This is a genomic window from Autumnicola aciditolerans (assembly GCF_041679265.1).
GTDB lineage: Bacteria > Bacteroidota > Bacteroidia > Flavobacteriales > Flavobacteriaceae > Autumnicola.
This window is the reverse complement of record NZ_JBGFSM010000009.1, coordinates 1-21238: the sequence shown is the minus strand read 5'-3', so window position 1 is coordinate 21238 and position 21238 is coordinate 1. Positions and strand designations below refer to the sequence as shown.

20 protein-coding genes are annotated in these 21238 nt (G+C 40.3%); 17 read left to right on the top strand and 3 right to left on the bottom strand.

Translation table 11 applies throughout. The annotated features are described in order from the left end of the window. Nucleotides 1-88: 88 nt before the first annotated feature. The 6 genes from AB8M93_RS11175 to AB8M93_RS11150 all read left to right on the top strand — a co-directional run bounded on the left by AB8M93_RS11175 (nucleotide 89) and on the right by AB8M93_RS11150 (nucleotide 5949). Nucleotides 89-409, top strand: a complete 321-nt coding sequence (locus AB8M93_RS11175; protein ID WP_373057672.1) for a GIY-YIG nuclease family protein — start codon at nucleotides 89-91, stop codon at nucleotides 407-409. 274 nt (nucleotides 410-683) lie between these two features. Then, nucleotides 684-1586 carry a histone deacetylase family protein gene (locus tag AB8M93_RS11170; protein WP_373057671.1) on the top strand — a complete coding sequence of 301 codons (903 nt, stop codon included), beginning with the start codon at nucleotides 684-686 and terminating at the stop codon, nucleotides 1584-1586. 116 nt (nucleotides 1587-1702) lie between these two features. Then, nucleotides 1703-3469, top strand: a complete 1767-nt coding sequence (locus tag AB8M93_RS11165; protein WP_373057670.1) for a glycoside hydrolase family 9 protein — start codon at nucleotides 1703-1705, stop codon at nucleotides 3467-3469. A 136-nt stretch (nucleotides 3470-3605) separates the two neighbouring features. Then, complete coding sequence (locus AB8M93_RS11160; RefSeq protein ID WP_373057669.1) at nucleotides 3606-3875, top strand: DUF4212 domain-containing protein; 270 nt, start codon at nucleotides 3606-3608, stop codon at nucleotides 3873-3875. Between the two features lie 24 nt (nucleotides 3876-3899). Then, nucleotides 3900-5672: a sodium:solute symporter family protein gene (locus tag AB8M93_RS11155; RefSeq protein ID WP_373057668.1), complete on the top strand. Its 1773-nt coding sequence runs from the start codon at nucleotides 3900-3902 to the stop codon at nucleotides 5670-5672. Between the two features lie 118 nt (nucleotides 5673-5790). Next, entirely contained in the window at nucleotides 5791-5949 is a 159-nt protein-coding gene (locus AB8M93_RS11150; protein ID WP_373057667.1) for a hypothetical protein, read from the top strand. 137 nt (nucleotides 5950-6086) lie between these two features. On the opposite strand, the gene AB8M93_RS11145 is transcribed toward AB8M93_RS11150, so the two are convergent. Then, on the bottom strand, nucleotides 6087-6419 hold the full coding sequence (locus tag AB8M93_RS11145; RefSeq protein ID WP_373057666.1) for a single-stranded DNA-binding protein: 333 nt from the start codon (nucleotides 6417-6419) through the stop codon (nucleotides 6087-6089). Nucleotides 6420-6646: 227 nt separating this feature from the next. Here AB8M93_RS11145 and AB8M93_RS11140 point away from each other — a divergent pair, with 227 nt between their 5' ends. From AB8M93_RS11140 to AB8M93_RS11110, 7 genes are all read left to right on the top strand, one after another. Beyond that, nucleotides 6647-7042 carry a hypothetical protein gene (locus AB8M93_RS11140; protein WP_373057665.1) on the top strand — a complete coding sequence of 132 codons (396 nt, stop codon included), beginning with the start codon at nucleotides 6647-6649 and terminating at the stop codon, nucleotides 7040-7042. A 33-nt stretch (nucleotides 7043-7075) separates the two neighbouring features. Further along, the gene (locus AB8M93_RS11135; RefSeq protein ID WP_373057664.1) at nucleotides 7076-7465 is read left to right on the top strand and encodes a hypothetical protein; all 390 of its coding nucleotides are present in this window, start codon (nucleotides 7076-7078) and stop codon (nucleotides 7463-7465) included. A 74-nt stretch (nucleotides 7466-7539) separates the two neighbouring features. After that, nucleotides 7540-8601: an AmmeMemoRadiSam system protein B gene (gene amrB / locus AB8M93_RS11130; RefSeq protein WP_373057663.1), complete on the top strand. Its 1062-nt coding sequence runs from the start codon at nucleotides 7540-7542 to the stop codon at nucleotides 8599-8601. A 37-nt stretch (nucleotides 8602-8638) separates the two neighbouring features. Then, entirely contained in the window at nucleotides 8639-9271 is a 633-nt protein-coding gene (locus tag AB8M93_RS11125; protein ID WP_373057662.1) for an HAD family hydrolase, read from the top strand. 71 nt (nucleotides 9272-9342) lie between these two features. Continuing rightward, the gene (locus AB8M93_RS11120) at nucleotides 9343-10494 is read left to right on the top strand and encodes an MFS transporter (RefSeq protein WP_373057661.1); all 1152 of its coding nucleotides are present in this window, start codon (nucleotides 9343-9345) and stop codon (nucleotides 10492-10494) included. A 124-nt stretch (nucleotides 10495-10618) separates the two neighbouring features. Continuing rightward, nucleotides 10619-13147: a glycoside hydrolase family 9 protein gene (locus AB8M93_RS11115; protein WP_373057660.1), complete on the top strand. Its 2529-nt coding sequence runs from the start codon at nucleotides 10619-10621 to the stop codon at nucleotides 13145-13147. Continuing rightward, on the top strand, nucleotides 13140-14471 hold the full coding sequence (locus AB8M93_RS11110) for a glucuronyl esterase domain-containing protein (protein WP_373057659.1): 1332 nt from the start codon (nucleotides 13140-13142) through the stop codon (nucleotides 14469-14471). Before AB8M93_RS11115 ends, AB8M93_RS11110 begins: the two co-directional genes overlap by 8 nt. 54 nt (nucleotides 14472-14525) lie before the next feature. Here AB8M93_RS11110 and AB8M93_RS11105 read toward each other — a convergent pair whose 3' ends face one another. Further along, nucleotides 14526-16352, bottom strand: coding sequence for a glycoside hydrolase family 2 protein (locus AB8M93_RS11105; protein WP_373057658.1), 1827 nt, complete (start codon nucleotides 16350-16352; stop codon nucleotides 14526-14528). 214 nt (nucleotides 16353-16566) lie between these two features. Here AB8M93_RS11105 and AB8M93_RS11100 point away from each other — a divergent pair, with 214 nt between their 5' ends. Both AB8M93_RS11100 and AB8M93_RS11095 read left to right on the top strand, forming a co-directional pair. Continuing rightward, a complete protein-coding gene (locus AB8M93_RS11100) occupies nucleotides 16567-16959 on the top strand; it encodes a DUF4174 domain-containing protein (RefSeq protein WP_373057657.1) in 393 nt (130 codons plus the stop codon). A gap of 59 nt (nucleotides 16960-17018) precedes the next feature. Continuing rightward, the gene (locus tag AB8M93_RS11095; protein ID WP_373057656.1) at nucleotides 17019-17366 is read left to right on the top strand and encodes a hypothetical protein; all 348 of its coding nucleotides are present in this window, start codon (nucleotides 17019-17021) and stop codon (nucleotides 17364-17366) included. Here the strand turns inward: AB8M93_RS11095 and AB8M93_RS11090 are convergent. After that, entirely contained in the window at nucleotides 17363-17830 is a 468-nt protein-coding gene (locus AB8M93_RS11090) for a CBS domain-containing protein (RefSeq protein ID WP_373057655.1), read from the bottom strand. The two genes, AB8M93_RS11095 and AB8M93_RS11090, sit on opposite strands and share 4 nt — an antisense overlap. Before the next feature lie 138 nt (nucleotides 17831-17968). Between AB8M93_RS11090 and AB8M93_RS11085 the strand changes: the two genes are divergently transcribed. After that, a complete protein-coding gene (locus AB8M93_RS11085; protein WP_373057654.1) occupies nucleotides 17969-20296 on the top strand; it encodes a M28 family peptidase in 2328 nt (775 codons plus the stop codon). A 9-nt stretch (nucleotides 20297-20305) separates the two neighbouring features. Further along, nucleotides 20306-21118 carry a Rossmann-fold NAD(P)-binding domain-containing protein gene (locus AB8M93_RS11080; protein WP_373057653.1) on the top strand — a complete coding sequence of 271 codons (813 nt, stop codon included), beginning with the start codon at nucleotides 20306-20308 and terminating at the stop codon, nucleotides 21116-21118. The last annotated feature ends 120 nt before the right edge of the window (nucleotides 21119-21238 follow it).

Sequence of the window (21238 nt, the reverse complement as noted above, 5' to 3'; positions counted from 1 at the left end):
TTGCACCTAAACAATTCAGTTAAAGAACTAAAAAAAATGGGTGTCTCCCCGAGCGTAGTCGAGGGGTTATTTAACCAATGGTATTTTAATGAAATCGTATTATGTCTATATAGTCGAATGCAGTGATAAAATACTATACACAGGAATAACAAATAATATATCACGAAGGTTGGCTGAACACAATTCAGATCAAAACAAAAATAGTTTTACTTACAAAAGAAGGCCTGTGGAGTTAATTTTTTATCAGGAATTCAATGAAGTTAGTCAGGCGATATCTTTCGAAAAGAAGATAAAAAAATGGAGTGCACAAAAGAAGAAAGCATTGGCAAATGGCGATTTTGATCTATTGCAAATCCTTTCCGAATGTAGGAATGCAACCCATTTTAAATATAGGCCTAAAGATGATTAGTTCTCGACTGCGCTCGAACTGACAAAACCGACTGCGCCTTTCTGCCGCTCAGGCAGGCTCGAACTGAAAAATTTACAATGCATGTTGACCTACCATCATGCAACGCTGTATTAAAAAATTTGTACACAATTAGATTTAAGATATTGAGCTTTCTTTCTACCTAAATTACATTTATTGAAACAAACATCGCATTTGGTGTCTCCCCGAGCGCAGTCGAGGGGTTGGTTATGACAAATGAGATTTCTAATTTTGCCCTCCCATATAGAAGTATTTAATGCTTAAAATAGCCTACCACCCCATCTACAAACATCCTCTGCCCGAAGGCCACCGTTTCCCGATGGAAAAGTATGAGCTATTGCCAAAACAACTGCTTCATGAAGGCACCTGTACGGAAGAAAATTTCTTTCAACCTGAAATCCCGCAGGAGGAATATATTCTTGCCGTTCATGATAAAGAATATTATTTCCGGTTAAAGAACCAGGAGCTGAGTCCGCATGAGGTAAGAAAAACCGGATTTCCGCTTTCAAAAGCATTATACGAAAGAGAAATCATTATTGCAGACGGTACGATGAAATGCTGCCATTTCGCCCTGGAAAATGGGATTTCTTTCAATATCGCCGGCGGCACCCATCACGCCTATTCCCATCGCGGGGAAGCATTCTGCCTTCTAAACGACCAGGCCATTGCCGCACGCTATCTTCAGCATAAAAATTTAGCTGAAAAAATACTCATTGTAGACCTGGACGTACACCAGGGAAATGGCACCGCCGAAATTTTTCAGAACGACCCTTCTGTTTTTACTTTTTCCATGCATGGCAAAGGCAATTACCCTTTCAAAAAGGAGAAGTCAGATCTTGATATTGAAATTCCCGATGGCACAGGAGATCATGAATATCTAAAAATTTTGAAGAAAACTTTACCAAAGCTCATCGAACAGCAAAAACCGGATTTTATTTTTTACCTCAGCGGCGTGGATATTTTAGAAAGTGACAAACTGGGAAAATTATCCTGCAGTATTGAAGGCTGCAAAGAACGGGACCGGTACGTATTGCAAACCTGTCACGATTTAAAAATTCCTGTACAATGCAGTATGGGGGGCGGCTATTCTGCTGATATCAGGATAATTCTGGACGCACATGCCAACACTTACCGGCAGGCACAGCAGATTTATTTTTAAGCTGAACATTTTAATTAAATGATTTGCGCTTTAACTATTTAAAGATCTCATCCCCTTTCTAAAATGCTGAATAAGTTTATCTTTAGGTTATACCTTTTCAGATAAAACAGCAGCACATGCAAAACTTAAAAACACTATTCTTTTTAGTTCTATTATCATCATTTATTACAGCTTCAGGTCAAAATAGGAGTTCAGAAAAAGCCTCAGATTCCATCAGGCTCAATCAGGTAGGTTTTTATCCTGAAGGCCCAAAAACCGCTGTAATTGTAAATCCTAAGGCCCAGACTTTCGAGATAATCAGGGCCGGGGATCATAAGAAAGTCTTTTCAGGAAATTTAAGTGCAGCAAAAGAATGGCCGTATAGTGGCGAGACAGTTAAACAGGCAGATTTTAGTGCATACACCACTCCTGGAAAGTATTTGCTTCACGTTCCCGGCACGGGAAACAGCTATCCCTTCAGCATTGAAAATCATGCACTTAAAGAACCTGCAAAAGCCAGTTTAAAAGCTTTTTATTATCAGAGGGCATCTACCGACCTGCCGGAGAAATACGCCGGGAAATGGGCAAGAATGGCAGGCCATCCAGATAATAAAGTGAAAGTACATAACTCTGCAGCTACAGCAACAAGGCCTGCGGGGTCTTTAATATCCAGTCCAAAAGGCTGGTATGATGCCGGGGATTACGGCAAGTATGTAGTGAACAGCGGAATTACCATGGGCACTTTGTTTTCTCTTTTTGAAGATTTCCCGGAATACATGAAAAACCTCAGGCTTAACATTCCTGAAAGTGATAACCAGCTTCCCGATATTCTTGATGAAACGCTATGGAATTTGCGCTGGATGATGAGCATGCAGGATGAAGATGGAGGCGTATATCACAAGCTTACCAGTGCCAATTTTCATCCTATGGTAATGCCTGCTGAAGCAAAGCAGCAGCGGTGGGTAGTGCAAAAAAGTACAGCAGCCACACTCGATTTTGCTGCGGTAAGCGCGCAGGCTTCCAGGATTTTTAAAAAATATGAAAAAGAACTTCCCGGGCTTTCTGACTCTCTTTTGGTGATGAGCAAGAATGCCTACCAGTGGGCTAAAGAACATCCCGGGAAATATTACAATCAGCGGGAACTTAAAGATCCTGCAGTAAGTACCGGCGCTTATGGCGACCGCAATGTTAAAGATGAATTTCAATGGGCGGCGACAGAACTTTTCATTACCACCGGAAATGCCAGATATTATGATGAAGCTTCCATAGAAGAAGATTTAAATTCCTTTCAAATTCCCTCCTGGCCAAATGTAAATACGCTGGCACTATATTCCCTTCTCAGAAATCGGGAGAAATACGAAGATCAAAATTTTGTAAACACAAATACCATCCAGAAGCATATTTTAGCAATGGCAGACGAATTAGTAGAGTATTCCAAAACATCAGCATACGGGGTGCCTATGGGAGTAAAAAATTCTGATTTTGCCTGGGGCAGTAATTCGGAAACTGCCAACCAGGGCATTTTGCTTATCCAGGCTTACCTTCTTACTCAAGAGGAGAAATATTTGGATGCCGCAACTGCAAACCTGGATTACCTGTTGGGGAGAAATGCCACCGGCTATTCTTTCCTAACAGGCTTTGGAGAAAAATCTACCAGACATCCCCACCACCGTCCTTCTGAATCTGATAACATTGAAGATCCTGTTCCTGGTTTACTGGCAGGAGGGCCTAACCCCGGCCAGCAGGATAAAGCCGGCTGTGATAATTTATATACTGAAAAGCATAATTATCCCGCTACATCATATATTGACGAAAGTTGTAGTTATGCAAGCAATGAAATAGCTATCAACTGGAATGCTCCCTTTGTTTACCTGGCCAATGCGATTGAAGCAATTAGGGAGTAGCATATTACCTCTGCCGCGACAATAATTAAAAAAAGCTTCGAAAAATAATATTGAGCAATACTTATTATGCGTTTTTGATATTATGATTCATTTTTAACATTTTAATTATATATTTATAAAATATCTTTTAAATAAAATGGATCAACACCAAAATGCCCATATTTACTGGAAGAAGAATAAAAAGTACCTGCTTACTCTTTTATGTATCTGGTTCATTGTTTCCTTTGGTGCAGGAATCCTTTTTAAAGATTACCTGAATACTTTTCACTTGGGAGGTTTTAAACTCGGTTTCTGGTTTGCGCAACAGGGTTCTATCTATGTGTTTGTTATTTTAATATTTATATACGTGCGATTAATGAATTCCCTTGACAAAAAATTTGGCTATAGTGAAGACGACACCAATTAACTCTATTAAATTTCATCACGACTTATGAGCATTCAGGTTTGGACCTGGCTGCTCGTCGGGATTAGTTTTGCACTTTATTTTGGAATCGCTATCTGGGCGCGGGCAGGATCTACAAAAGATTTTTATGTTGCCGGTGGGGGAGTTTCACCCTTAGCCAACGGGATGGCCACGGCTGCCGACTGGATGAGCGCGGCCTCTTTTATCTCTATGGCCGGGATTATTTCCTTCAGCGGTTACGATGGTTCTGTTTATCTCATGGGCTGGACCGGTGGTTATGTTTTACTCGCATTGTTACTTGCTCCTTATCTTCGGAAATTTGGCAAATTCACCGTTCCGGATTTTATAGGAGACCGGTACTACTCCAATACAGCGAGAACAGTTGCAATTGTATGTGCCCTGATAGTTTCTTTTACTTACGTGGCGGGACAAATGCGCGGAGTTGGAATTGTTTTTTCACAATTCCTGCAGGTAGATATAACCTGGGGCGTGATTATAGGAATGGTGGTAGTGCTGGTTTTCGCTTTTTTAGGCGGAATGAAAGGCATCACCTATACCCAGGTAGCCCAATACTGCGTGCTGATTTTTGCCTTTATGGTGCCGGCAATTTTTATTTCCATCCAGATGACGGGCAATCCCCTGCCGCAGATAGGGATGGGCAGCCGGGTTGAAGACGGTACCTTTCTGCTGGAAAAGCTGGACAACCTGCATACCATGCTTGGCTTTAATGAATATACTTCCGGAGCAAAATCTACCTGGGATGTCTTTGCAATTACATTGGCGCTCATGGCCGGAACTTCAGGGTTACCGCATGTAATTGTAAGGTTTTTTACCGTGCCTAAAGTTCGGGATGCCAGGAAATCTGCGGGATGGGCGCTGTTACTTATCGCTATTCTATATACCACGGCACCTGCTGTTGCTGTTTTTGCACGTACAAATTTAATAGAAACCGTTAGTGAAACATCTTATGAAGAGATACCGGAATGGTTTAAAAACTGGGAAAACACAGGCCTTATCGCCTGGACCGATAAAAATAACGACGGAAAGATCCAGTATGTAAAAGGCGAAGCAGTTGACGAAAAACCAGTGTATACTGAAGAACGCGGCGCTTATGGCCAGAGACTTATTAGCAATTCCACAGATAATGAAAATGAACTTTATGTGGATCGCGACATCATGGTGCTGGCAAATCCTGAAATTGCACAGCTCCCCAACTGGGTGATTGGCCTGGTGGCCGCAGGGGGATTAGCAGCCGCTTTATCTACTGCAGCAGGACTATTACTGGTAATTTCAACGTCTATTTCCCATGATCTGCTTAAGAAACAACTAAAACCTGATATTACCGACAAGCAGGAACTTATGGCCGCGAGAATAAGCATTCTTGTTGCCGTGCTTATTGCAGGTCTCTTCGGAATTTATCCGCCGGGATTTGTTGCCGCCGTGGTGGCCCTCGCTTTTGGGCTTGCCGCCGCTTCCTTCTTCCCCGCCATTGTTTTGGGAATTTTCGATAAGAGGATGAACAAGGAAGGTGCTGTTGCCGGAATGGTAGTGGGAATAACTCTGATGCTCTTTTACATGGTTCGGTTTAAAACCGGGTTAATAGGTATACTGGAACCTTTACCTTCTTCAGAATGGTGGTTCGGGATTTCTCCTGAAGGTTTTGGCGCCATAGCCATGTTTGTAAACATTTTTATTTCCATAATTATTTCAAGATTTACCGCGGCTCCGCCGGAAGACGTTCAGGAAATAGTTGAAAATATAAGGATACCCAGTAGTGCAGGGAAAGCAGAAGAGCATTAGAACGTCAAAATAAAAGATGATACACTCGAATAGCATCAAAAAATGGTGCTTTTCTGTTCTTATTCCTTTTTCCTGATTTTAGCAAAAGTTTTATTTTACCCGTTTCAAGGCCCCAGAAATGAATGAAGAAGAACGCCTACAGGAGTTACTGGATTATAAGATTTTAGATACTGAGCCGGATGCGGACCTTAACGAACTTCTGGAAATTGCCTTGGCCATTTGCGACACTCCCATCTCGGCTATTAGTTTTATAGACGATAAGCGGCAGTGGTTTTAGGCTAAAAAAGGTGTAGAATTTGATTAATTTGGAACGCTTAGAGACAGTTTTTGTTTCTTTTTTTACAATAAAAGCTTTCCTGCCTGAGAATTTCAGACAGGAAGGCTTTTAGTATTCATTCTCACTAAGACTGAATTTTATTTTCCAATTAGCAGAAGTTCATTACAAATCACTTCGGTTATATACTTTTTCTGTCCGTCTTTATCTTCGTAGCTCCTGCTGGTCAACTTGCCTTCAATCCCTATTTCTTTGCCTTTTGGAACATAATTCTCAACCAGTTCCGCAGTTTTGCCCCAGGCCACGATATTGTGCCACTGCGTATCGGTAATTTTTTCTCCTTTGGAATTTTTATAACTCTCATTTGTGGCAATAGAGAATTTTGCCAGTTTTTTACCTGATTCAAGATTAACGATTTCAGGATTGTTGCCTACGTGGCCAATCAATTGTACTTTGTTTCTTAGAGTGCTCATAACTATAGAATTTATTGCAGTTGAAAATCATTAGTTCATTTCAACAGGACAAACATACGGCAGCACTTCAGCAGGAATCGTCTGGCAATTATTTGCTTACGCTTATATTCGTTTATAAACGCTTAAAAATGGAGATTACCTTGGTTTTGCTGAATTTTTAAGGATATCCAGCAGCCCTCTATACTTCCAAAAAAAATTCTTACTTTAAATACCCTATAAAATCAACCATGAAAAATTCAAATTTTATTTTATTTCTTGTAACTACAGCTGTACTATTTTCCTGTTCTCCCAAAAAAGAAGGAGATTGGGATGATAACATCGAACTATCCCGGAAAGAGATACAATTTTCAGCATCAGAAAATTCTGTTATTTTGAATACTGGAAAAGAAGGCTGGTGGATTACCCAGGTGTCTTTGAATGGAAATTCAGATTATGAACAAACTGAAAATTCAGATGGTGAATTTTTTATTAATGAAGATGAATTTCTTGTAGAAAGAAGAAGTGCTAAGGAACTTTATATAGAAATGTCGCAGAATACCACAGCTTCTGAAAGAATATTGATAATAGGCCTGCAAAGTGGTAATTATTTTGATGCCGTTACCATAACACAGTCTGCAAAATAAATTCTAAAATTTAATCCCTCAATTTAAATTAATATGATGAAATCTCTCAAAGTTCTTTTTCTATTTCTTTTAACTACAAAACAACTTTCTGCCCAGAATCAACAATCAAAAGCGGAGTTAGAAAAAGAAATTATCGGATCCTGGCATTATGAAAATTCCAGTCAGGATAAAATCATTTACTTTGAAGATGGCACTGTAAAGCGATACCATGCAGAGGTTTTAAGATCCACTGGTAAATATGAAATTGTAAAGGAATGTGATGGTGAAAAACTCCAGCACGATAATTTTTTTCTAAAAGAAACTGATAGAGATAGAGGAGCTTCTGTTTGTGTTTATATTGAAGCTATTAATTTTGAGAACAATGGAATCTTTTCTATTATGACAAGGCCTCAGGGAAAAATTGTTGTTTTGAAAAAGGACTAAAACTTTATCTTTTCTCTTTTAATTAAGTACCTTAAATGCAGTCAAGACCAGAATATTAACCATCTCTATTCCCAATGAAAATAAGATATTGTGCCCTTTTGCTTCCAAAACTTATAATTATTTTCTCATCTTTTAACCTGATTGCCCAAAAGATAAGGAACCAAAAAGATACTGTTGGTTTCGCGCAATATGAATGGCAAATGGACAGCATCATGGCGCGAATGGATGCTGAAGATAAAACAGTAACCCCTGAAGTTTATAAAGCAGTAATTTCCCCACATGACGATTATGCTTATGCCGCAGGACTTTATAATAAAACCCTGGCGGGCATTAAGGCGCAGACCATTATTTTGGTTGGAGTGGCGCATAAAGCACGTAATTTTAAACTACAGGATAAAATTGTTTTTGGTTCATATCAGCAATGGAAAAGCCCTTATGGAAACATTGAAGTTTCACCAATTCGGGACAAATTAATTCAAAAATTGCCTTCACAGGATTTCATAGTACACGACAGTATGATGCAGACCGAACATTCCCTGGAGGCCATCACGCCATTTCTTAAAAAGAACAACCCCAAAACAACAATAATTCCATTACTGGTTCCCTATATGAAGTACACAGATATGCGAAAGTTTTCAGGGGATTTGGCAGGCGCACTATATCAAATTATGAAGGAAGAAAATTTGCAGTACGGGAAAGACGTCGCGGTGGTGATATCTACAGATGCCATACATTATGGAGATGAGGATTGGGGAGGAAGTAACCTTGCTCCTTACGGAACGGACATTTTAGGAACTGCAAAAGCCAGGCAAAAGGATCTTGATATTAGCAACGAATTCCTTAGCGGAACAATCGATAATGAAAAAATAAGAGATTTCACCAAAGCCACTGTTCAGGAAAAAGATTATAAAGAATACAAATGGACCTGGTGCGGCAGGTACTCTGTTCCCTTTGGATTACTTCTGGCTAATAACCTCAACCTGCTCCTCGATGGAAATCCGCTTTATGGAAAGAAAATAGATTACCGAAGCAGTATTCACAACACCCATATAGAAGTAAAAGATATAGGTATGGGAACCACCGCACCGGCCAATACACAGCATTGGGTAGGTTATGTGGGAATGGCGTACGAATAAAATTAGCACATATGCACGCAGAAGTAATAAAGCGGAAATGGAAAAACTACTGATTTTTGACCTGGACAACACTATTTTTCCTTCAGCCAGTATTCCTAAAGAAAAAGTACGGGAACTACTGAATATTTTTGCTGAAACCGCCGCCTGCTATTATTCTGAAGAAACCACCAGCAAAATCCTGGAAGAATTAAAAAGAAATTCATTCGCTTCGGTTTTTGAAAAATTTAATGTAACCACAGAAGTCAAAGAAGCGTTTGCCTCTAATTTCAGGAAAAGTACTTTTCAGCTAAAGCTGGAAAGCTTTGATGATTTTCAGCTTGTAAACAAGCTCCCTCATGAAAAAGTTTTGGTTTCAGAAGGATTTAAAGAACTTCAGGAAGCAAAAATACGCGCCCTGAAGCTGGAAACAATATTTTCTGAAATGCATATAAGCAATACATTATACGCCTCAAGGCCTTCTAAAAGAGATATCCTGAAAGAAGTTCTTCACAACAAGAAAATAAAACCTCAAGACATGTATGTTATTGGCGACAAAGCCGAAGCGGAATTAAAGGCGGGATACCAGTTGGGAATGACTACCATACAGGTCGCGAAATTAAACCAGCCCAGGAGCAAATTTGCCAATTTTTATATCGAAGATTTCTCTGCCCTGGAAACTCTTTTAGAATAAAACGGAAAATAAATTAAGTTGGTTTTTCTATTAAGGAATAACCATAGATATTTGCATTTTTCACAAGTAACATGGAAACCAAAAAGAAGCAACGCATTTCCCTTAGTATATATTTTTTCCTGGCGGGCTTCTGTTTTTCCACCTGGGCCTCACGGATACCTACAATAAAGACCCTTTTTGATTTTAACGAAGCAGAACTGGGCAGTCTACTTTTGGCCATGCCGGTGAGCAGCCTTATAGGTTTACCCGTTTCCGGCTGGCTGGTCTCCCGGTTTAACAGCCGCGGCCCCCTGGCAATTGCCTCTGTTTTCTTCGCATTGGCTTTGTATTTAATTGGAAGCTCCGGCAATTTGGTCCTTCTTGTAACCTCCATTTGTATATTCTCGTTTTGCATGAGAATATTAAATATTGCCATGAATACCCAGGCAGTAACGCTGCAAAACAAATTTGGCAAGAAAATTAACGGCTCTTTTCATGGTTTATGGAGCACCGGCGGCTTAACCGGAGTGGGATTTTCCACCCTTATGCTGAAGTTAAATGTATCAATGCCACAGCATCTTTTAATAGTAGCCGTACTCACCTTAATTCTGGCAATTGCTGCCTACCCTTTTTTATTGGAGAATGACCGTGCACCAGGAGGAAATAAATTAAAACTGGGAAAACCTGATAAATTCATTTTATATCTGGGACTCCTGGTATTTTTCGCTGCTTTATGTGAAGGCGGTATGTTCGATTGGAGTGGTGTTTATTTTAAAGAAGTTATTGGGGAAGAAATTTTTACTTTAGGCTACTTCATCTTTATGATCTTTATGGCGCTCTCCAGGTTTTTTTCAGACTTTATTATTGAGAAAATTGGCATGGAAAGAACATACATTATTAGCTCTCTGCTTGTGGCGTTGGGAATATTAACCGTTGTAATTTTTCCCTACTTCTGGCCCGCTATTATTGGCTTTAGCATGGTAGGCCTTGGAGTGGCCGCAATTATACCCATGACTTTTACCCTGGCGGGAACTTCTCCAAAATATTCTGCAGGAATGGCCATTTCTATTATTGCCACTTATGGAATTGTGGGAATGTTACTGGGACCACCTTTAATTGGTTATTTAGCCGATGCCTTCAGTTTAAAATTATCTTTTCTGCTATTCATCTTTACCGGCTTAATGTTAATCCCGGTTTCTCAATTGTTTTTCAGATATAAGAAGAAGCTTGAAATTAATTTATAGCCGCTATTCCCTGGAAATAGCTGCAATTGCTGACAGTTTTTTCAAAAATTACCAGCATTTACGAAACCGATTGCGTAAATTAGAGTCCTGATTAGATAATCTATAACTCTATTTACAAGTTCCCATGAAGCAAAATTATTTTCCATCTGCTGAAAAATTTAAGTTACTTTCACCATTACGCTTTCAAAAATTTGCTCTCTCCATCATAATTAGCATTGTCTTTGGTAATTCTGTTTTTGCGCAAGGCACAAAGTTCAGCCTAAATGAGGAAGAGTATTTTGAAACTCCCGGGGTAAATATTCTGCCCTTTAACAACTGGTATAACGGGCTTTTTAGTGATTCCAAAATCAGCGGGATCGAGATTATTCACCATGGCGAACGTACTGCTACTAACGGAGATGTGCGATTGCATGCCACTCCCGAGCAGTGGGACGCTATACCAACTTTTACAGAGCGTAAGGTAGATAAAGCTACCGGCCGTGTAGACACTTATCAATCTTACCCTGACTACGATTTTAATTACATGATTCGGGCAGAAGCTAAGGATGACGGGGTACTCCTAAGCGTGCATCTTGAAAATCCTTTACCTGAAGACCTGGTAGGGAAAGCCGGTTTCAACCTGGAATTTGTTCCTTCCGCTTATTGGGAAAAAACATATTTTATGGATAACAAAAGTGGCCTTTTCCCGATGTATCCCAGCAGCGATATGGAGCGGGATGCTGCTGGAAATACTGCTCCCAAACCTTTTGCCAAAGGCCATAAACTGGTTCTGGCTCCCGGAGATCCTGAACGCAGGGTGACGATTACTTCAGAGAATCTTCCGCTTATGCTCCATGACGGGCGCGATAAAGCCCAAAATGGATGGTATGTGGTTCGCAGCCTTTTACCTGCAGGAAAAACAGGAAAAGTACTGGAATGGTTTGTTGCTCCAAATGCCATTCCCAACTGGAGCCGTAAACCTGTAATAGCCCATTCCCAGGTAGGCTATCATCCGGCACAAAATAAAGTTGCGATAATAGAACTGGATGATAATTCAGTCCCTGAAACCACCGCTACACTAAAGAAAATAACTCCCTCCGGGGAAGAGGTTGAAGTGAAAAATGGGAATCTAAAAGACTGGGGAAACTATACCCGGTACAACTATATCATTTTTGATTTTTCAGAAGTAAAAGAACCGGGAACGTATACTATAAGCTACGGTGGAGAAACTTCCACTCCTTTCAGAATTGCAGAAGATGTTTACAACAAAGCCTGGTATCCTACCAATGATGTGTATTTCCCTGTTCAAATGGATCATATGCTTATTAATGAAGCTTATCGGGTTTGGCATGGGGCCTCGCATCTTGATGATGCCTTGCAGGCGCCTGTAGATCATGAACATTTTGACCTTTATGCGCAGGGTCCCACCACAGATACCCAATATGAACCCGGTGAACATATCCCCGGCCTTAATATTGGAGGATGGTACGATGCGGGAGACTACGATATTAGGACGCAAACCCAGTATGATGTGGTTTTAAACCTTGTTCATGCTTATGAAGATTTCAATATTGACCGTGATCAGACACTGGTAGATTATGATGCTAAATATGTAGATCTCCATACCCCAGATGGAAAACCCGATGTACTTCAGCAAGTTGAACACGGGACCCTGGCACTTATTGCACAATACCGTGCCGTTGGGCACGCCATTCCGGGAATTATTGTTCCGGATATTTCGCAGTACACTCATCTTGGAGACGGACTTACAATGACCGATAACCTAATTTATGATGAATCTATGGATTCGCTGGAATCCAATGGTTATAAAAGTGGCAAATTTGATGATCGCTGGGCCTTTACCAGTAAATCCACAGCTTTAAATTATGGATCCATCGCCGCGCTCGCTGCAGCAAGCAGGATTTTGAGCGGGTATAATGATACTCTTTCTATCGAGTCATTAGATACTGCGGAAAAAGTATGGAAGGAAGAACATTCTAAAGAACCAGATCTTTTTCATCATGGAAATACTACCGGCGGAAACCTTGAAGATGAAGAAATAAAAGCGGCGGTAGAGCTTCTTTTGGCTACCGGTGATAAAAAATATGCTGAAAGACTTGAGGAAATGTGGCCTGTAATTGACAGCAATTTCGCTTCCCATGCAGGTTTGGCCGTAAAAGCATTGCCATATATGAATAATTCATTCAAAGAAAAATTAAGAGCTAGAACAGAAGCATATAAAACCGAACTCGATTCCTTTTCTGCTGAAAATCCCTTTGGCGTACCTATTGGCCGTGGAGGATGGGCAGGTAACGGTCAGATAATCAGCTTCGCGATGAATAATTATTTGTTGCATACTGCTTTTCCCGAACTCATTGATAAAGAATACATATTCAAGGGCCTGAATTATATTTACGGCACTCATCCAGATTCTTCAATTTCATTTGTCTCCGGTGTGGGAACAAAATCCAAGAAGGTGGCTTATGGAATGAATCGCACCGACTTCTCTTTTATCGCCGGCGGAATTGTTCCCGGAGTTTTGATCCTGAAACCTGATTTTCCTGAAAACCGGGAAGACTGGCCTTTTTTATGGGGAGAAAATGAATATGTAATAAATGTTGGAGCCAGGTATATTTACCTGGTAAACGCTGTAAAATCTTTGCTCGATGAATAAAATATTTTTAATACTGCTTTTTTCAGTAGCCGCCAGCACAACTTGTTTTGCCCAGTTTTCTCAAAAAGACAGGGACAGTATTAATAAATTAAGCTATGAAGATCACCAGCTGATGATGCAAAAGCTGGGAATTGAGGAATTAAGGACGGGACCTTCAGGCAATCCCAATGATCCCAACGCCGCAAATGCTGATGAATCCAAGGCTTCTCCTTATGATAGCCTGCCGAACCCGCTAACTTTTAAAGATGGTTCTAAAGTGACTTCTGCTGAAGATTGGAAAAAAAGAAGAGCTGAAATAAAAGAAGATTTTGACCGCGAGATCTATGGCCGGGTACCGGAAAATGTTCCCGGAGTGACCTGGGAGGTGCTAAATCAAACAGATTCTGTAATAGGAAATATACCCGTTAACCTCAAGAAATTGCAGGGGCATGTAGATAACTCTTCCTACCCTGAAATTGAAGTAAATATTGACCTTACGCTTACAGTTCCTAAAAATCCTGAAAAACCTGTTCCCGTAATGATGGAATTTGGATGGAACTGGCCGGCAAATTTCAAAAGGCCGGAACCTGAAGGCACTCCATGGCAGGAACAGCTCCTTGAAAAAGGCTGGGGTTATGCGATCTTGATTCCCACCAGCTATCAGGCAGATAATGGTGCCGGGCTACGGCAGGGAATAATAGGTTTAGTAAATAAAGGTGAACCAAGAAAAGTTGATGACTGGGGGGCGCTTCGCGCATGGGCCTGGGGCGCCAGCCGCGCACTGGATTATTTTGAGACAAATCCCGATGTGAATGCTGATAAAGTTGGAATTGAAGGTTTGTCCCGCTACGGTAAAGCCGCTATTGTAGCAATGGCTTACGAACCAAGGTTCGCAATTGGTTTTATAGGTTCTTCCGGCGCAGGAGGGACAAAAATCCTGAGAAGGGAATATGGGGAACAGGTAGAAAATCTCGCCTCGTCTGCAGAATATCATTGGTTTGCGCCAAATTTCATTAAATATGCCGGGCCTTTAACTCCTAATGACCTTCCTGTTGATGCGCATGAATTAATTGCCATGGCCGCACCAAGGCCTGTTTTTATAAGTTCTGGCGACCCTGATGTTGAAGGGAAATGGATAGATGCCAAAGGGATGTTTTTAGGTGGGCTTCATGCGGGTCCTGTTTATGAACTACTAGGGAAAAAAGGTCTCGGCACTTCAACTTATCCTGAAGGTCATGAAGCCATTACAGAAGGGGAAATTGCTTTCCGCAAGCATGAGGGAGGCCATACTGTAATCCCAAACTGGCCTTATTTTATAGACTATGCTGAAAAATATCTCGAATAAAGCAGAAATTTCAGAAGTGAGCAGGTTTTTAAAAACTATTCACTTCTGAAAATTTTAATTCATATTCTGGTAATAATCCTGAAGTATATAAAAGGCTTTTTTCTTTTCCCCGGTTTCAGAAATAAGTCCTTTCCTATTCCAGAAATTCTGATAAACCGGATGATTTCTTCTTGGCGATTTAAAATCTACAAGTATCCACGGCGTCATTCCCCTAAGGCCTTCTATTTTATCCAGCATTTTTAATTGTTGTTCATAAAGATATTCCTGATGCTCCTCGCTCCACATCGTGGTGTTATCTGCATGAAAACCTCCAAGTGCACCTCCTCCAAATTCGGTTATTACCACAGGTTTATTATATTTAATATCGAACGTATATTGAGACATATTTTCCGGTTCTCCCCAATACCAGCCTGCGTATTCATTGAAACTTGCCAAATCCAGTTTTTCACCCAAAGGATCGTTAACAACCGCCACATTACCTTCTGTTTCCACCTCCAGTGCAGCAGCTATTAACCGGGTGTCATCAAGTTGCCTTGCTTTAGCGATTAATTTTCCCATAAAATCATTTCGTGCTTCGGTAACCGGGGTTTCATTTCCCACAGACCATATAATAATACTTGCCCTATTTTTGTCTCTTATAATACCAGAGGCCAATTGATTTTCAGCATTTTCATAAGTTTCCATATTTTCCCAGGATATGGTCCAGTACACAGGAATCTCTGCCCATACCATAAGGCCCATTTCATCTGCCAGGCGAAGCATTTTCTCATTATGGGTGTAATGTGCCAGCCGAACAAAATTACAACCAAGTTCTTTAGCCCAGCTCAACATCATTCTCATATCGCCCTCATTGCGCAGCCTACCTTCTGTAAAAGGATTTTCATCATGTATGGATATTCCCTTCAGGAAAACTGACTGCTGGTTTAATAGAATATCCTGGCCTTTTGTTTCTATTGTTCTAAAACCAATCTCATCCTGAATTTCATCATTTTCAGTAGATATTTTAACCTCATATAATTTTGGGTTCTTTGGCGACCAGTAATCTACATTCTTCACCGGGATATCAAAATCCACTTTCCCTGAATTGTTTACACTGATGGTCTTGGAAATTTTAAGTTCCGGAATTTCAACTTTAATTTGTCGTTGTTTTTGATTGCCATCCAATTGAACAAATCCTGAAATCATTTTCATATCATTATCTGCCAGTTGTACCTTATAATCCCGGATAAAATTTTTAGGAGTAATGATTAAATCCACATCCCGGGTGATTCCGCCATAGTTCCACCAATCGGTATTTACGGTTGGAACCTCATCTTTTTTTCGGGTATTATCCACCATAACCACTACAAAGTTTTTCCCGTCTCTTAAATTGCTGGTCACTTCAAACTGAAAAGGCGTAAAACCACCTTTATGCACTCCTAATTTTTCCCCATTTAAATACACATGGGCTTCATAATTCACTGCCCCAAAATGAAGAAAATAACGCTTACTCTCCTGAAGGTCTACACGGAAGTCTCTTTTATACCACAGTGTACCTTCATATAATTCCAGTTTTTCCTCCTGGGAGTTCCAGTCTCCGGGTACTTTTAATGTTGGGGACTGGCTAAAATCGTACTCCACGCGTTGGGATGAATCTATATCTTCAGCTGTAATATTATCATAAAATCCACCCTTGCCGGACTCGCTTTGATCAAAAGGTTGCTGCCGGTAATCCAGATATCCCATTTGATATGGATCAACAATATAATTCCAGCGTCCGTTAAGGCTAATCGTTTCCCTTCCCGGAAGGTTTTGGATAAGTTCCTGGGAAAAAGCAATGGAAGGTAAATTCAGAATTAAGCCCAGCAAAAACAGGTAACTAAAAAGGGTACGCATATTCATAGATCAAAAATTTAGTAATAGTAAAGCCCTTCCACCAGAAATGAAAGGGCTGTTAAGTTATAGATAATTATATTAATATCCCGGGTTTTGATCTTCCTGGCTTATGTTTTCATTTGAAACTATTTCTGCATTTCAAAGAAGCAAAAGCCTTATTTTCGTAATTTAAGGCATGAGCTTGAAAAAACTACTTCTGCTTTTTTTATTATTGTTTGGTATGAAGACTATCAATGCACAGGATCTTTCCACTTATCAATGGAGTAACCGGTTGCTATTAATTTTTACTCCCAATCCTGAAAATTCCGTTTTTAAAGAGCAAATACAGGAACTACAAAAAAATGAAGAGGGACTTCAAGAAAGAAAACTCATTATTTTCAAAATTTCTCCTGAAGCTTATAAAAACGGACTTAAGGATGATGAGGAATGGAAGAATAGCAGCAAACTTTACCAGGAGCTCAAGCGCACAAATGCTAATTTTGAAGTTCAGCTTATAGGCCTTGATGGCGGCACCAAGCTTACAAAAACAGATTTGCTAAGCATAGAACAGCTTTTTTCTACCATAGATGTCATGCCCATGCGACAAGCAGAAATGCGAAAAAACAGGAAATGATTATTTTGAATTGGAAAAACTGGTGCAACTGCATTAACTTTTTTACTTATCTTTAATTTATGCAGAAAAATTGCCTGGAATGTGGAGAAAAACTGGTTGGCCGTGAGGATAAAAAATTCTGCAGTGATTATTGCCGTAACGCTCACCATAATAAGGCAAACCGCAACGAAAATATACTGGTTAGAAATGTTAACAACCAGTTGCGGAAAAATTATAAGATCCTGCAGGAATTAAACCCGGAAAACAAAGGTAAAACCAGTAAGGCCAGATTACTGGAAAAAGGCTTTAGCTTTAACCTCATTACCAGCATCTACACAACCAAAACCGGGACCGTTTATTATTTTGTATATGACCAGGGCTATCTCCCATTAGATAATGATTTCTATGCCCTGGTAAAGAAAAATTAGCCCCACCAGGTATCTCCTTTTAACCGCAAAGCAGCCCTTAAAACATCCCGCTGACTTATTTGCCCCACCAGTTTCCCGTCTTCCAGAATAGGAAAACGCCTGCGCTTTAGCTCAATAAACTTTTTAGCGGCATCTAACACATTCATTTTGCCGTCTATGGTTTGCACATTACAAGTCATATGTTTTTCTACCGTGAGATCTTCCATAGGCATATTATAATAACGGCTGTCAGAAATCTGTTTCAGGCAGTCCCCTTCAGAAATTATGCCCAGCAATTCATTATTTTCATTTACCACAGGTCCTCCTGAAATATTATTTTCAATAAGTTTTTCAATTACATCCACCACTTTTTCCTCTTTTCTAAAAGTGATTAGTGATGTACTCATGTAATCTTCAACCAACATTGCGGGATCTGCAGGCTTCTCCGGCTCGGCACGTTTCCCTTGAAAACTCTTCACGGCCATAATTATAAAGTTTTGATTATTAATAATTTAAATATAACCAATTTTAAATTATTCTCATCTGTAGCTTAAAATATTCTTTTTTCAGCTAAAACTTAATTAACTTTAAAATGAAATAATTACTGCCATACTTTCTCCTTTATGCCGAAGAAATTATCTGCGCTTCCCGCTTTCCTGCTTATAATTACAGCTGTTTGGCTAAGCTATTATGGCAATTCCCCTTACCAAATACAACCTGTAGACGCGCCCGCTACACAATTTTCTACCGGCCGGGCTTTCCGGCATGTCCGGCAAATTGCCCAAGATCCGCATTATGTAGGAAGCAAAGCTCACAATGAGGTTAGAAATTATATTGTGAAGGAATTGCAGGAAATGAATTTACAGGTTCAGGTCCAGGAGGGCTTCAGCCTTAATAAAGCCGGGGAAATGGCGCATCCGCAAAACATATTATGCCGCATAGAAGGCACAGGCGACGGGCAGGCTTTGGCCTTGATGACGCATTATGACAGTGACCCCCACTCTTCTTACGGCGCCAGCGATGCCGGAAGTGGCGTTGCCACAATTCTGGAAGGAATACGGGCATTTCTTGCCGATAGTGTGCCTCATCAAAATGACATAATTCTCCTGTTTACAGACGCCGAAGAGCTGGGATTAAACGGGGCAGAATTATTTATTAAAGAACATCCCTGGGCCAAAGATGTACAACTTGCGCTAAATTTTGAATCCCGAGGCAGTGGGGGCAATTCTTTTATGCTGCTGGAAACCAATACTGCAAATTCAGCTTTAATAAAAGCTTTTAAAGCAGCCGCACCCGAATTTCCTGTTACCAACTCCCTGGCCTACAGTGTTTATAAAATGCTTCCAAATGATACCGATCTAACCGTGCTAAGGGAACAGGGGAATATTAACGGCTTTAATTTTGCCTTTATAGATGAGCATTTTAATTACCACACCGCCACAGATCTTCCTAAAAATTTAGATAAAGAAAGCCTGGCGCAGCAGGGTAATTATCTTATGGCATTACTCTATTATTTTAAAGATGCCAGCCTGCAGCTGGATGCTGCTGAAGAGGTTCTATATTTCAACCTGCCCTTCGGCAAAATAATAAGTTATCCCTTTGCATGGATTTTCCCTCTGCTAATCCTGTCCCTGCTGCTGTTTGCCGCCTTACTCATTTACGGACTTTCCTCAGATCGACTGGATCTTAAATCTATTTTTAAAGGTTTTGTGCCTTTTCTAATTAGCCTTTTAGGCTCTGCGCTGGCCGTTTACCTGCTCTGGGAATTTTGCCTGATAATCTATCCGCAATATGCCGAGATTGAGCAGGGATTTCCTTATAACGGCTATTCCTACATTTACGGCGCCATTTTTCTTGGCCTTGGCATTTCATTTTTTTCTTACAGGAAATCTGCCTATTCCCAAGAAAAAGCTTCTTTTTTTGTCGCCCCTATGTGCTTCTGGCTTTTCATTTGCTGCCTTACCTCGTTTTACTTAAAAGGAGCGGCATATTTTCTTATTCCGTTCTTCTTCAGCCTTATTCAGTTGTTCGTCATGATGAGACAAAGCCGACCAAACCTGCTGCTCATGGCATTGCTTTCCTTACCCGCGGTATTTATTTTACAGCCTTTTGTAGATGCTTTTCCCGTGGCACTGGGATTAAAAATACTCTTTGTTTCTGCCATTTTAACGGTGCTGCTATTCGCACTTTTGTACCCCGTATTTGCCTATTTTAAAAGGAACAGGCTGCTGGCCGTAATAAGCTTTATCATTTTTCTATGTTTTTTAGTGAAAGCCCATCTTACTTCCGGATTTAATGAGGAACGTCCAAAGCCAAACAGCCTGATTTACCTTTATGATGCCGATAAAAATAACGCTTACTGGTATTCTTACGATCATATCCTGGACGAATGGACAGGTAAATTTTTTGGCAAAAATCCGCCACCCGAAACTGCCGAAAACACAAATTTTGACAGCAAGTACGGGAGCAGATTTACTTATAAGGCTCCTGCCCCTGCGGTAGCGCTAAAAGAACCCAATGTTATGTTGAAAAAAACGGTAAGTTCTGCTAATCTCAGCCAATATTCCCTTAAAATCGCACCTAACCGGAAGGTGAACCGGATGGAACTTTTTACAGGAAAAGACCTGGATTTTGAAGAATTTCAGGTAAATGGACAAACCGCAGATCCTGTTAACCTGGCACAAAATATTCGCCGGAAAGGGCGTTTATTGCTTTACCATTCAGGAAGCAGGGATACCCTAAGGATAAATTTTAGCCTTGAAAAGGATCAAGTTCCGGAATTTACCTTATATGAATCCAGTTATGACCTTCTGGACAACAAGCAATTGCATGTACCTGCCCGGGAAAGCTGGATGATTCCGAGGCCTTTTGTAGTTAATGATGCCGTGATCATTAGGAAAAGGATTAATTTGGATAAAAATTCAGAAGAAAAAAGCTCTATTAAAAATTAAAGCAAACTGATGCAAATTACCAATATCGCCATTTTAGGATGTGGCTGGCTGGGACTTCCCCTGGCCAAAAGGCTTATTGAAGACGGCTATAGCGTGAAAGGCTCTACCACTTCCAGGGAGAAAATTGTAAAGCTACGGGAGGAGAATATTACCCCATATCAAATTAAATTATTGCCTGAAGGAGTGCAGGGAGATCTAAGTGCCTTCCTCTCTGATGCCGAAATTCTTATTATTGATATCCCTCCTGGCCTTAGAAAGGATCCGGAAAAAGATTTCAGCGGAAAAATAGAAATACTGCTTGGCTATCTCAGGAAAAGCAGGATTAAAAAAGTGCTTTTTATTAGCTCCACTTCGGTTTATGAAGATACTGAAGATTTCCCGGTTTATACAGAAGATATGCCGGCAAATGCTTCTTCCAGGGCCGCTGAAGAGATTATTTCCGCAGAGAAAATATTAAAAGCTTCTTCTGAATTTGAGACCAGCATTTTAAGATTTGGAGGCTTAATTGGCAAAGACCGGCATCCTGTGAATTTTCTTTCCGGCAGGACCGGGCTCACGAATCCTGAAGCCCCTGTGAATCTCATTCAGCAGGAAGATGGTATTGAAATTATCAGGAAAATCATTGAAAAAGAAGCCTGGGGAACCACTTTTAATGCCGCTTATCCCGAACACCCTGCCAAGGAAATTTATTATACTGAAAAAGCTACGGCAAACCAACTGGCTTTGCCGGAGTATGATCATGACAAAACTTCAAAAGGAAAACATATAAAATCTGAACGGCTTGCGGAAATGCTGAATTTCAGCTTTCAGCATAAAATTTAATCTGTGCCGGAGGTTTGCGGTTTTCTGAAAATATAGAAAAAATAAGAAGCCGTCTCATTTACCAAAATGAGGCGGTTTTTATTTGGTGTCGGTTTTAACTAAGATTTTATGTTTTTTCTC

Excerpts from the sequence above, each read along its gene's own strand:
- AB8M93_RS11175 (WP_373057672.1), top strand. The coding sequence starts at position 89 with ATGAAATCGTATTATGTCTATATAGTCGAATGCAGTGATAAAATACTA.
- AB8M93_RS11170 (WP_373057671.1), top strand. The coding sequence starts at position 684 with ATGCTTAAAATAGCCTACCACCCCATCTACAAACATCCTCTGCCCGAA.
- AB8M93_RS11165 (WP_373057670.1), top strand. The coding sequence starts at position 1,703 with ATGCAAAACTTAAAAACACTATTCTTTTTAGTTCTATTATCATCATTT.
- AB8M93_RS11160 (WP_373057669.1), top strand. The coding sequence starts at position 3,606 with ATGGATCAACACCAAAATGCCCATATTTACTGGAAGAAGAATAAAAAG.
- AB8M93_RS11155 (WP_373057668.1), top strand. The coding sequence starts at position 3,900 with ATGAGCATTCAGGTTTGGACCTGGCTGCTCGTCGGGATTAGTTTTGCA.
- AB8M93_RS11150 (WP_373057667.1), top strand. The coding sequence starts at position 5,791 with ATGAATGAAGAAGAACGCCTACAGGAGTTACTGGATTATAAGATTTTA.
- AB8M93_RS11145 (WP_373057666.1), bottom strand. The coding sequence starts at position 6,419 with ATGAGCACTCTAAGAAACAAAGTACAATTGATTGGCCACGTAGGCAAC.
- AB8M93_RS11140 (WP_373057665.1), top strand. The coding sequence starts at position 6,647 with ATGAAAAATTCAAATTTTATTTTATTTCTTGTAACTACAGCTGTACTA.
- AB8M93_RS11135 (WP_373057664.1), top strand. The coding sequence starts at position 7,076 with ATGATGAAATCTCTCAAAGTTCTTTTTCTATTTCTTTTAACTACAAAA.
- amrB (WP_373057663.1), top strand. The coding sequence starts at position 7,540 with ATGAAAATAAGATATTGTGCCCTTTTGCTTCCAAAACTTATAATTATT.
- AB8M93_RS11125 (WP_373057662.1), top strand. The coding sequence starts at position 8,639 with ATGGAAAAACTACTGATTTTTGACCTGGACAACACTATTTTTCCTTCA.
- AB8M93_RS11120 (WP_373057661.1), top strand. The coding sequence starts at position 9,343 with ATGGAAACCAAAAAGAAGCAACGCATTTCCCTTAGTATATATTTTTTC.
- AB8M93_RS11115 (WP_373057660.1), top strand. The coding sequence starts at position 10,619 with ATGAAGCAAAATTATTTTCCATCTGCTGAAAAATTTAAGTTACTTTCA.
- AB8M93_RS11110 (WP_373057659.1), top strand. The coding sequence starts at position 13,140 with ATGAATAAAATATTTTTAATACTGCTTTTTTCAGTAGCCGCCAGCACA.
- AB8M93_RS11105 (WP_373057658.1), bottom strand. The coding sequence starts at position 16,352 with ATGAATATGCGTACCCTTTTTAGTTACCTGTTTTTGCTGGGCTTAATT.
- AB8M93_RS11100 (WP_373057657.1), top strand. The coding sequence starts at position 16,567 with ATGAAGACTATCAATGCACAGGATCTTTCCACTTATCAATGGAGTAAC.
- AB8M93_RS11095 (WP_373057656.1), top strand. The coding sequence starts at position 17,019 with ATGCAGAAAAATTGCCTGGAATGTGGAGAAAAACTGGTTGGCCGTGAG.
- AB8M93_RS11090 (WP_373057655.1), bottom strand. The coding sequence starts at position 17,830 with ATGGCCGTGAAGAGTTTTCAAGGGAAACGTGCCGAGCCGGAGAAGCCT.
- AB8M93_RS11085 (WP_373057654.1), top strand. The coding sequence starts at position 17,969 with ATGCCGAAGAAATTATCTGCGCTTCCCGCTTTCCTGCTTATAATTACA.
- AB8M93_RS11080 (WP_373057653.1), top strand. The coding sequence starts at position 20,306 with ATGCAAATTACCAATATCGCCATTTTAGGATGTGGCTGGCTGGGACTT.